Origin of the sequence: Anaerocolumna jejuensis DSM 15929 (assembly GCF_900142215.1) — a bacterium.
GTDB lineage: Bacteria > Bacillota > Clostridia > Lachnospirales > Lachnospiraceae > Anaerocolumna > Anaerocolumna jejuensis.
The window spans coordinates 19,248-31,450 of sequence record NZ_FRAC01000010.1 but is presented as its reverse complement, the minus strand read 5'-3'; the positions used below and the strand labels follow the sequence as shown (position 1 = coordinate 31,450).

Here is a 12,203-nt window from a genome sequence, read left to right as displayed (position 1 = left end):
TTTTTATGGATATATAATTTTTTATTGTAAAGGTAACTATCGCTCGGGCCTGTCATAGTATTATTTTACAGCGGAAATTGACAGACATCTTCCGCTTATTATTTTATTACACAGGGATTATTAAAAATGCAGTAAGGGGGGAAATATAATGGATTTTAGTATCCGATTAAGATTTTTAAGACAGAAGTATAAGCTGACTCAGGGGGATTTAGCTGCTGTTATTGGTATTAAATCAAGCGCTATTGCGAATTATGAAGCCAAAAGGAATGAGCCTTGTTTTGATAAACTGATTGCTTTATCCAATTATTTTAAGGTTTCCTGTGATTATATGCTTGGCGTATCCGATAATACCCTTCGGATTGGTTATGGGGATTTCGTAAAAGAAACTGCTGAATTTATCAAGTTATACAACATGCTTACTCCTGCAGGCAAAGAGGATGTTCTTAGCTATGTGAATTATCTTCTTTATAAGCAGGAACAGAATATGACCGTATAGGAAGTATCCCAAAGAAACTTGTGATATGCAGCGCAAGTAGTACAAACAATTTCCTTAATATCTGTCCAGGCAATGCCGATTTTCTGCTCCGCTCCGCCGCAGCTTTATCATCTTAACTTTCATCACAATACCTCCGGTTGCAAAAAGACATGGACACAGGAAATTATAACAAATTAAACCTGAAATATAGAAATATGGATTCGTCTGCCCGAAAAGGGGACTTTGCAGTATTGCTGCAAAGTCCCCTCTATTAGTTGTCTTCCCTGTTAACCGTACATTCCTTTGGCGCCTTATCATCCCGAAAGCCCTTAAACACCGGCTGGCGAAAGTATTCCTTTTCCGTTGGCATGGACTCCACAATCCCTACAATATCCGGAACTATCCACTTTGCTTCTTCATTCCCCTTTGGTATAAATCCAAAGGGAGAGCTGCTGCACTCTTTCAATCCCTGCTCTTTGAGCCTGTGGAGGCTTACTCCCATGGTTACATGCCCTTTATAGGTCAGCTTATTTTCATCGTATTGTCCCAGTACCAGACTGATAAAGTTCTTATCCTTCAGGATGTAGCCGCATATGACATAGTCATCTGCTGTCAGCACCTTACACTTAATCCAGTCCTTCGTGCGTTTACCCGGCCAATAAAGGCTGTTTTTCTTCTTTGCCACAATCCCTTCAAGATTTTTCTGCTTCACCAGCTCATAAAGCTTGATTCCATTGGTTTCTATAAATCTTGAAACAGATACCAGATTATTTTCAATAACCGCCTCTTCCAGATACTTTTTCCGCTCTGTCAGAGGCAGCATGGTAAGCTCCCTGTCCTTATAATATAAAATATCAAAGGCTATGATACTTGCCGGATATTTCTTTAAGGCAAGCTGGATCTTAAAGGGATTGCTCATTAATGCCCTGCTTTGCACTTCAAAGAAATCCGGTATCCCGTTTTTCAGCACAACCAGCTCATGGTCCAGTATACAACTGGCCTTCACCTGCCTGTGCAATTCAGCCAGCTCCGGGAATAGGGGAACCATCAGCTTATTTCGCTTGTTCCGCATATCCGTATCCTTTCCAATGTAAGAAAGGCACCTGATACCATCCCATTTGATTTCATAGAGATACTCCTCCGAATCAAAGGCTTCCCTGATTTCCTGAATAAGCATGGGAGAGACATCCCTGGTATCAAAAATATCCATCAGGCTGTTCCTCTCCTGGACATTTCAACCGTTTTCTTCATCGCTTCCATCAAATCGATGACATTATCAGGACGGCTTGTATCGGCGGAAACAATTTCCTTACCGGTAATCTTGGCTTCTATAGCTGCCCGGAGCCTTTCCTGGTATTCATCATGATACAGGCCCGGCTCGAATTCCGAGGTCATGGTATCAATGAGGGTCTTTGCCATCTCAAGCTCGGCCGTCTCCGCCTGGGGTTTTGCTGATGCAACAGGCACCGCCTGTATCTCTGCCTGATAAAAGAGGGTTTTTGCAATGATTCCTGTCTCCGTCGGATATAGGACAATCAGGTTTTCCGTTGTACCAATTACTGTTTTGGCAATACCCACCTTCTGATTGGAAAGCATAGCCTGCCTTAGCAGCTCATAAGCCTTTTCCGCTCCCGTTTCCGGTACAGCATAATAGTTCTTCTCATAATAAATCTGATTCACATCGGTTAATTTGGCAAAATGAAGAATATGGATGGTCTTATCCTTCTTGGTTTTTATCTTCTCCAGCTCATCTTCCGTAAAGGTTACATACTTGCCTTTCTCATACTCGTACCCTTTTATGATTTCATCACCGGACACTTCCTTGTTGCAGGACGGGCATATTTTCTTGTAGCGGATTCTTTCATTGGTATCCCTGCATAACTGATTGAAGGAGACCGAAATGTCCCGGGTTGTTTTATACAAATCAACGGGTATATAAAGCAATCCTACACTGATAGCACTTTTATGGGCAACTGCCATACAAATCACCTACTTTTTTTGATTAGTATGGCATATTGGATGGATTATTATTTATACTTTATTTTCTTATACAATCTGATGATTTTTGAACGAACGATAGGCAAAGGGTGCCAGGAATACACATATCAAAACTGCAAACAACGGAAAAAATACATAAGGCCTTAATACCAGCCCGAACAGTTCATATTGAATACCATCTGTTACAGCCCATAAAGGCATCATATTAGCCGGCAGAAGATGAAACAGGTTATACAGCACTATATTTGATTCAGGTACATTAAGGAACATTGGCACAATCAGCAGCAAACCAACCAGTATAATCACACCAAATGGCGATTTGAGCTTTGCAGACAGCAGCATGGTAACAGCCGCTGTCATTAAACAGGCAAAAAAAGTACTGGCTGCAAGAAGCCACGCCGTTTGTCCCATAGTCAGCGGATAAGGCGATAGTGGCATAAAAAGCTGCAGCGGGGCTCCTCCGCCGTCTAAACCGAAGATGCACATTGAAAGTATATAGTCAACGACAATGAACACAAGGGCTATGGACGCTGCAATGGAAAAGCCCGTAAATAATTTAGCCGTAATCAGCTTATTTTTCCCATACTTTGAAGCCAGAATGAGCTGGTCGGCTCCGGAGGTGTATTCTCCGGCAAATATTGGCGCGGTACAAACCGCCATAACAAATGCTGCCGTCAATCCAAAGGTATATAGCATGACAAAGAAACGCGTATAACCATCCGTATAAGAGAAAGTAAAGGGTATCTTCAGTTCTGCATCCAATGCCAGTACCTGTTCCTTCGCCTTACTGCTCATACCTGTTTCATTCACAAGCTGCACCTGCTCCTTGCGCCGCATGGAATAAAACTGTTCCGCCTTGTCCCCGGACAGCACCTGAAAATCTTCCATATTAAAACGGCTGGATTCCGTATTGTAAATGGTACGGATGATAGAATAGACCGGGCTGTAAGGCCGGGCAAAGGTCTGATATTCTACGGTATCCTGATACCTGCCGGATGGAGGAATTTTGGAGTAAGCCTTCACTGCTTCCCGGATCAGCTTTCCGTCAAGCTTCCTTCCGGCAAGGCCCCGGGCATATTCCCTGTCTTTGACCATAGCAGCATAATTGGACTCATATACTTTACCATTGATATAATTACTGCCAAACAAGGTGCCGCCAACACTGACAGCGCTGATGAGAATCGACAGCAGCAGTACAATCCGTACACTTTTTTTATGTAATATTTTCTTATATTCAAAACCCACCAGACTCCAGAAACTGTTCATACTATTTTCACCTCACTAAAATAATACAGATAAAGATCCTCTAATACAGCCTGGGCATTCACTGCCGGCTCACATGGCTTTTCTTCACAGACAAGGCGCAGAAATACCCCTTTTTCCTCCTGCCGCAGATTGAGTACAGGATACTTTTCACACAGAATATCCGCCTCTGTCTGGGAAACTACACACTCCCACACCTTTCCTTCTATTGCCTGAATGATATCCTCCCTTGTGCCCTGATGGACAAGCTGTCCGTCCTTCATTATAAGGATGGTATCGGCAATATACTCAATATCAGAAACAATATGAGTGGAAAGAAGGACTATCCGCTCGGCGCCAAGGCGGGAAATCAGATTCCGAAAACGTACCCGCTCCTTGGGATCAAGCCCGGCAGTCGGTTCATCCAAAATCAGTATTTTGGGGTCATTCAGCATGGACTGGGCAATTCCAAGCCGCTGTTTCATACCACCGGAAAAGGTCTTAATCTTCTTTCGGGATTCTTTTTCAAGGGAGACCAGCTCCAGCAGCTTCTTTGATTTTTCCATTGCCCTGGCCTTCGGCAGCCCCTTTAGCGCGGCTAGGTAGAGCATAAAGTCCAGCGCGGAAAACTCGGGATAATAACCGAAATTCTGCGGAAGATAGCCTAATGCGTCGCGGTACTCCTCCTGCTTCACATCTATTTTGTTAAAAGTAACAGTTCCGGAAGTGGGGGCCAACACACCGCACATCATGCGCATCAGCGTTGTTTTACCTGCACCATTTGCCCCCAAAAGCCCGTACACGCCTTTCTGGAGAACAAGAGAAATGCTGTCACAGGCTATTTTATTACCAAATTCTTTTGTCACTCGGTCAAGAGTAAGTTCCATGTATTCCCCTCCGTTCGTTTAAGTAATTTATATGTCTGGACACCAATCAGCAGGATGGCGGCGGCTGACAGGAACAGCCAGGAAACCAGGTGTGTATTGGTATAAAGAAGGGGTATCATATTACTGAGAACCAGGTTTATCATAGATACGATACAAGCCGCGGCAGCGCAGACATATATACTTTCCTTTCCGTGCACCTGATTCAGTATCAGCAGGCATGTTCCGCAGGTAATGAGATACGGAAGGCCCAGATACAGAAGAATCCGCAGTAGGCCATAGGGCGATACCCGGTTCATAAAAAATAAAAGCAGAGCTAAAACGCTAATATTCCCTCCGCCCAATATACTGATCCGTGCCATGATAATCTGCTGCAAGCTGAAACGGCAGCTCCCTTCCAGTTCTGCCATCCGGCAGAATGCGGAGCGGTATATTTCCGTGACCGTGAGCAAAGCCAGAAAGGGCAGAACAGCAGAGACAATCCAGACTTTCCCCGCTTCAACATGCCAATTTAGTATCCCAGGGGACAAAAAAGCAACAGCCCAGCCAGCTAAGACAAACACTGCGGAAAGTATCCAGACTCGTTTGCGGATATAGCCAAGCTGACTGAAAAAGAAATCCCGGTACCTGCTCTTGGGATAAGGAAGATTTTTTAAAAACCTCTCTTTATCCACAGGCGGCGGTACCTCAAAGGCTTCCTGCAAACCGTTTATCAGTTTTTTATTCATAAGAAATCCTCCTCTTTGAGCAATGCTTTCAGAGATGCAAGGGCTGAGTTCGTTCTACGGTAGACCGCAAAACGTGAAATTCCTGTAACTACTGCAATTTCACCTACCGAAAGCTCATTAACATACCGAAAAAGCAGCAGCTCCCGTTCTTGTTCCGGAAGTGTTTTAAGGACCTGCCGGATGGCTATATTAAGCTCCAGCCGCTCAAAGGAATTTTCGGCATCAGGTATTACATCGGTTAATTCTTCCGGCTGTTTTTTACGGAAGGCATCCAGACAAAGGTTTCTTGCAATTGTGTAAAGATAGGCAAGTTTCTTGCCATGTTCTATGTAGGAATTCTGCGCAAAATATTTGAGAAAGGTTTCCTGGGCCAGGTCTTCTGCCAAAGTGGAATTGCCTACCTTAAAATAACAGTATCGATAGATTTTATCGTATTCTTCTTGAATGTCGGCCGACACCTAAAAACCTCCTCTCTGATTGTTTAACGGTTTATAGCACACAAATGTGCGGATTAATTTTAATATTTGATACTTTATTGTATCATTCTCATAGGAATATTACATGTTTAACTTAAATTACCGGTCTGGGTGTCAGAAGCAGTGATTAAATTGGCTTTTTCAAGTGATAAAATCAGCTTTTTCTGAAACAAATTTAAGCAAATGAATTTTTTAGAAAATAAAAAAGCAGGCCCACAGTTTTTATAATACTGTAGGCTTGCTCTATTTTAAGAAGGAGGTATTATTTTGTCTTTCTCACACCGTCCGCACCGACCTCCCAGCCGTCGATTTTAGCGCTGACAGCCAGGGAACCGTCCCCTTGGAAGTAATACCAATTACCGCCAATCAGGAACCATTTTCCGGCTGCCATCACGGCGTTGGTGTCAAAGTAGTAGCGTTTGGTATTTCCGCCTGTCTCAATATCCTGCCAGCCGGTGAGGGCTTTGCCGTTCCGAAAATACATTTTCTCTCCGCTGTCATTTATTGCCCATCCCTGTGCCGTGCCGGAATCCAGGTTCAGTTTGATATACCGGTACAGTATGGCGGAAACTTCAGCGCGGGTAATACTGTCCCCCGGTTGGAAATTATTATTGCTTTCTCCCATCATGATACCGGCCTGCAGCATGGCTTTGACTGCTTCCTGGCAGGTGCCGGAGATAGCACTGCTGTCCCCAAAGGTATTGGCCTGGCGGGTAGCCGGCAGGGTGTAACCGGTGACCTTAGCGTAGTTTTGCATAATGACTGCGGTTTCTTCACGGGTTACAGCCTTGTCCGGAGCAAACTGGCTGCCGCTCACACCCTCTATGATACCTTTCCTATAAGCCCACTCAATATAGGGCTGGAAGGTGCTTCCGGCCTTCACATCCGTGAAGCTGCTGGTCTTGCAGCCTTTTACGTCTGCACCGGACAGTTTGCCAAGGACAGCTGCCAGCATTCCCCGGGTCATGACAGCATCCGGGGAGAAGGTGGTTTTAGCTGTTCCGGAAATTAATCCGCGGCTTACTGTATAATCAATGGAATCCTTAGCCCAATGCCTGGATATGTCTGAAAATTTTGTAGTTGGTGCGGTATAGCCTATACCGTAAACTGAAAAATGGCTGGTGGTAAAGATAAGGCAGCCGCTGTTTGCATCATATGCAGATGCACCTATGGGGATTGTTCTGCCATTTCCGTCAACATACACAACGTACAGACAGCCTGCTGCTTCACTCCTTGCCGGGGTGTAGGGGATGGATACCGTTGCCGTGCCGCCGCCCAGGTTCCTTACGGCGGAAGAACTGCTGCCTGCACCATAGCCTATGGTGATATTGTAAACCGGCCTTGTGCCTATTCTGGCTTTGGCTTCGTCCGAGAGCTTCTGCCCGGAAACTGCGGTAATGGTTACATTGCCATTGCTCTGAGACCGGATTGTATGAAGCGCCGTCTGGTCAAAGCGAATGCTGACAGGCAGTCCGTTTATTTCCAGACTGGAAACCTCTGTATCTGTAAGAGCTTTCAATGCGTCCTGGGACAGGATTACAAATAGAGCTGCTCTCCCCTCTGGTGCGTCGATATTCAGCACCATGGAAATCCTGGTTTCGGTTCCATCCTGGGATTTTGCAGCGGCCCGGGCCTGTTCGATGGCATCGCTTATGGCTTTATCCGGGATGGCTGCGCCAAAGGTGCCCTTTGAACCCGCCGCAGCTGTCACAGAGACTTCTGCTGTTACCGGCTGGTCCGGTCTCTTATTTTCCGGAGTTGGTGCCGGTACTGTAGTGCCGTTCCCGGAAGAAGTGCCTGAGCCTTCTCCGCTGTTTCCGCCTTCCCCTGAGCCGGCTGCTTTAAAGATAGCTTTCACCGTCACCGCTTCATCCGGCATAATGAAGGTATTTCCGGTAATGGACAAGCCTGCCGGACTGATTACCTGCCACTCCTTAAACTGATAACCTCTGTTCGGGCTGCCGTTCAATGTAACGGTCTGTCCTGCCGCAGCAAAGGTCAGGTCAGCGCTGGCGGTGCCGCTGCCATCATTCTGAACGGTAATGCGGTGAACGGGTACCGGGTTTTCGAGAGTGAAATTGATGGTATAAGTTTTTGTGGCTGCCGAATCCTCTGCAGTTACCCCTACGACCGCAGTGCCGGGCAGTGTACCCGCCTGTGTGATATTCACAGTGGCATGGGGGTCCTCCGCCGCCGCACCTACCATTACCAATGCGGTGCCATAAGGCAGCTTCACCTCATAACCGGTTTTATCCGGTTCAAAGTCCCCTACCGGTTTTCCATTCACCGTCAATCCGCTCAGCCGGGCATTGGTACCCGGAGTATAGTTATCTACGAAATCAACGGTAAAAGTAACCGGGTTTCCGGTATCAAAAGAAACTGTAAACTTTGCCGAAGCACCGGCAGAAAGATTCAGGGACTTTAAGCAGCTGCTCTTAATGGTCAGCGCACTTCCTGTGACCACATAATCTTTTGTTTCTGTCAGGCGGACGGAACCCGCCTGATATACCACATCCGTCACAGTGCCGGCGCTGTTCCAGGTAATACCGGTGCTGACATCGCCGGGAGCAGCAAGGTCATAGCTTCTTGCGGCAGGGCTGATAGCTGCGTCAACAATTGCAGAGCCTTGGTCTACGGAAATGGTTTTGGTATCTGCCGCATTGCCAGCGTTGTCGGCAGCATTTATTACCACGTCATACCGGCCGTCCGGCAGGCCGCTGATAGTGAAATCCTTCCGGGTGGAAATATCCTGTGTTTCGGAAGGCTCCAGATTGATAGTTTGTTCCGTACCGGAGCCGGCCTGATAGGAAATCTTTTCAATTCCTGCACCATCATCCTTTATACTGACGGTTATGGAAGCGGAGGAAGCATCGTAAGCTGCCGTTATTTCCGGCTTGGTAGAATCCACCACCAGTGCTTTTACAGCTGCAACGGATACGGTTCCTCCGCCGTAGACAGCCCGGGCATAAACCCAGCCTTTAAAATCCGGGCTTATACTGAAGGAATCTCCTATTGTCCAGGTACCGTCCTTGTCAAAAGGACTGCCGTCCTTCACAAGCTGATATTCATAGTGATCAGTCTTACTGCTTGCTGATGTGATTGACACATCAACAGTATCCTTGAAGAACAATCCAAAGGTGATGGCATGGAGAATGGATTTTACAGGGCTTTGGGCAATAGCAATTTTCACTGTGGAATCTTCTCCGGTGATAGTTATGGTTTTCTCACCATAAACACCGGAGCCATCCTGCGCAGTGGCTCGAACAATAACTATGCCCGCTGCGGTCGCTCTTAGCAGTCCGGCTGCGTCAATGGACGCTCCGTTTCCACTTTCGAAGCTCCATACAACAGCCTTGTTGGCAGCGTTATCCGGAGCTATTACTGCCTGCATTTGCAGGGTATCCCCGGCCTTTATGCTGTCCGCTCCGCCTGCACCGGTAACTGTGATACCTGTTACCGGTATGGCAGGCGGCGTGGTATCAATGACGCTTATAGTCAGCGCAGAGGGATTACCCTGATCGAATACCACCGTCAGCACAAGCGTGCCCGGAGCCTGCAATGTCAGATAGCCCTTTTTAATGGTAAGCGTATTACCCGAAACACTGTAATTTTCTGCACCGATGGAGACTCCGCCTGATTTTACATCCATGATAGCAACTGCGCTGTTCCACGTAATTGCAGCCTGTATGTCGGCCTGGTTGGCAGTCTTCCTGTCAAAGCTGCCGGTGTTGGGAGAAATTACCCCGTCGACTATCACAAGGGGTGTCACGGATAGCTTTACTCCTGTGACAAAGGTAATGTCGTAGTTGGCATTATTTTCGTTTGTCACAGTGCCCTGCTTAATCTCATATTCACCAACAGCTTCTCCTGCTTCTCTGGTCAGGCTCCCTGCCAGAACATCCGAACCTTCCAAAGCTCCGCTTGTAATCAGGTAGTCCAATACCGGATCGGCAGTTCCATAGACTTTTGAAGCCGGGTTCGGCTTAAGGGTTAACGCTTTCCTGTCAATGTTCATACTATATCCGCTGCCAGTCAGTCCGTTAAAATAAAAATCAGAGCCGCTGGGTATGAACTCTGCGGTTATGGAAGCTGCTCCCGCAGCAAGTGCGGCTTCCGTAGTTTCATAGGAAGCCATGTTTCCGCTGATGGCAACAGGATTTCCAAGATTGATACCATTGGCTTTAAACTGAATGGCACCTGTCAAGGACTCCGCACAGCTCAGCGTTGCGGTAAAGGTTACCTTGGTACCATAGGCCGAGCTGCCGCCCAAGGCTGTACTTGTTACCTGCGGTGCCGGCACCAGCACAATACCCAGTGCACCGGTATTGATTTCCACCTCTGCGTCATATCCGGCCGTATCGACAATGGGTGAGCTTGTATCATCAATTTTCATTCCGGCAGCAACCACGCCGGAACTGCCTATGACGGCGGTATAGCGGTAAGTAATGCTGTCGGCAGTGCTGGTGAGATAGGATGCGGCAGCCGGTATGCCTCCAATGGTCAGGGGCAGTCTGGAGTCAGTTCCGCCGGTGACAGGATAGTTAAAATGCACGGTAAAGTCCAGATTATTACCAGCGCCATAGAACCCCTGTGCCGGTGCTGAAACACTAATGACCTTGGCAGGCTCGTGGACTGTAACGGCAAAGCTGGAGTTTACTGTTTTACTGCCGTCATTCAGGGCCAGTGAGATGGTGATGTTTCCGTTTTTCAGAGGGGTAAAGCTGATACTCCGTTTAAAACCGGAGCCTCCTATTGAGATGCCCTCATTGGGAACAACCTTCTGATCACTGGAGCTTGCCATAAGTACGGCGCTTGACGTGGTATAATATGTATAAACTGGTACAGTCAATGTGCTCAAATCCGTCATCTTTGCGCTGATAGAGGATATTTTGGGAAAGTTATTTACAATTTGAAAGCTGATATTCTCCACCTCTACATCAACATAATACTTACTTGTATCGCTGAAGGTGATTTTTACGCCTTTTGCGCTTGCCGGTATCTTTTGCTGCAGTAAACTAGAATCAACTACCGCAAAGGAAGAACCCACGGGATTGGTACATGCAATGTCCGTGTAGAATTGTGCGCTTACTTTTCCATTTGCCAGTGGAAAAGCTGCTGACATCAAAAATTCTGTCTCACCCCCATCAATGAAGGAAGAGAATTTAGAAATATCGATATTCTGGCTCATAGAGCTGTTCGGATCATTCGTAGTAAAACCGCTGCCCGTTGGTGTAATGTTGACCGTATTCCCCGACCACCCCGCCAGTCCATTAGTGCCATCTCCATTCTCTACCAAATTCGTATTCATGGAAATGACCTTATGCACAATAAAGTGAAAGGTTTTATCAGCACTTTTGGCCCCATCGGAGGCAACCACCGTGATATCCGCTTCCCCGGACAGATTCCCCGCCGGCAGGATTTTCAAAGTCCGGCTGGCACCGCTGCCGCTAACAGTGATGTTTGCCGCAGGAACCAGATTGACATTGGTAGAGGATGCGCTGAATGTCAGATGGTCAATGTCTCCGACATCGGCATCACTTATGGTAAAGTTCGCAGTATAGGGAACCCCGGCGTCCGTTTCCGCCGCTAAGGGGAAATCACTTCCAAAAACAGGCGCACTTCCGGCAGGAGTATCCACAAGCTTTAAGGATACCTGGTCAAATTGTGCATAACCGCCTTTTGTCAGTGTTGCAGATAGAATTATCTTAAACTTTCTGGTACCGGGGTTGATCTGGGTGTTGATTTGATACTGCCCCATGGCGGTTCCTGATGAGGTGGTGTTGACTACCTGGGAGGTTTTCAGCAAGGAGCCGTTGGCGGCATATTCCTCCAAAACTGCCTTGGCTTCATTATCCGAGCTGATTCCCTGAAATAGGCTGACACTGAACCGAATGGATATGCTTCCGTTGGAAATAGCGGAAAACACCCCGCTTCCTTCGGTCCCTGTCAAGGTGATTTCCTGTGACATCGTTCCCGACAGGGGGGTATCCATGCTGGGATTATAAAGGTAGAAATAACGACTGCCTGCAGCAGGCTTTGCCCATGTGGAATAAGCTGTACTCGAGCTCCAGCGGCCCGCCCCGGTGTCATCGGTCCAGCCTGAAATATTTCCTGATTCCGCACCACCGTTTGCCACCAGCTCCGTATCAAGTCCCGTGGCAGCATATGCGGCAGTGAGCGGCATCATGGTAAGCACCATCGCCACCGCCAGCAGCAGGCTCCAAAATCGTTTGTGTACCAGTTTCATAATCTTATATCCTCCTTGGAATGTTTTCTTTCCAGAAATAATTTTTAATGAGTTTCCCTCTCTATTCTTTGCCAACTTGCCACACCGCAAAATGAGGGGAGCAGACTCCAATCACCTCCCATGTACCAAGCATTATACCTGAAATTTTTTCCT

At 47.1% G+C, this 12,203-nt stretch carries 8 protein-coding genes; 1 reads left to right on the top strand and 7 read right to left on the bottom strand.

Annotated features, from left to right (window positions below; genetic code table 11):
- Window positions 1-148 precede the first annotated feature (148 nt).
- Window positions 149-496 (top strand): helix-turn-helix domain-containing protein, encoded by a 348-nt coding sequence (locus BUB77_RS09775; protein WP_073275311.1) that lies wholly within the window; start codon window positions 149-151, stop codon window positions 494-496.
- Window positions 497-746: 250 nt separating this feature from the next.
- Here the strand turns inward: BUB77_RS09775 and BUB77_RS09770 are convergent, their stop codons facing one another.
- The 7 genes from BUB77_RS09770 to BUB77_RS09740 all read right to left on the bottom strand — a co-directional run bounded on the left by BUB77_RS09770 (window position 747) and on the right by BUB77_RS09740 (window position 12,050).
- Entirely contained in the window at window positions 747-1,685 is a 939-nt protein-coding gene (locus BUB77_RS09770; protein WP_073275309.1) for an ATP-dependent DNA ligase, read from the bottom strand.
- Window positions 1,685-2,455: a non-homologous end joining protein Ku gene (gene ku / locus BUB77_RS09765; protein WP_073275307.1), complete on the bottom strand. Its 771-nt coding sequence runs from the start codon at window positions 2,453-2,455 to the stop codon at window positions 1,685-1,687. The genes BUB77_RS09770 and ku overlap by 1 nt, the downstream gene beginning before the upstream one ends.
- Before the next feature lie 66 nt (window positions 2,456-2,521).
- Window positions 2,522-3,739, bottom strand: a complete 1,218-nt coding sequence (locus BUB77_RS09760) for an ABC-2 family transporter permease (RefSeq protein ID WP_073275305.1) — start codon at window positions 3,737-3,739, stop codon at window positions 2,522-2,524.
- Window positions 3,736-4,602 (bottom strand): ABC transporter ATP-binding protein, encoded by an 867-nt coding sequence (locus BUB77_RS09755; RefSeq protein WP_073275303.1) that lies wholly within the window; start codon window positions 4,600-4,602, stop codon window positions 3,736-3,738. The genes BUB77_RS09760 and BUB77_RS09755 overlap by 4 nt, the downstream gene beginning before the upstream one ends.
- Window positions 4,578-5,327, bottom strand: coding sequence for a hypothetical protein (locus BUB77_RS09750; RefSeq protein ID WP_073275300.1), 750 nt, complete (start codon window positions 5,325-5,327; stop codon window positions 4,578-4,580). Before BUB77_RS09750 ends, BUB77_RS09755 begins: the two co-directional genes overlap by 25 nt.
- Window positions 5,324-5,785, bottom strand: coding sequence for an RNA polymerase sigma factor (locus BUB77_RS09745; RefSeq protein ID WP_073275298.1), 462 nt, complete (start codon window positions 5,783-5,785; stop codon window positions 5,324-5,326). The genes BUB77_RS09750 and BUB77_RS09745 overlap by 4 nt, the downstream gene beginning before the upstream one ends.
- A 280-nt stretch (window positions 5,786-6,065) precedes the next feature.
- The gene (locus BUB77_RS09740) at window positions 6,066-12,050 is read right to left on the bottom strand and encodes a X2-like carbohydrate binding domain-containing protein (protein ID WP_073275296.1); all 5,985 of its coding nucleotides are present in this window, start codon (window positions 12,048-12,050) and stop codon (window positions 6,066-6,068) included.
- Window positions 12,051-12,203: the final 153 nt, after the last annotated feature.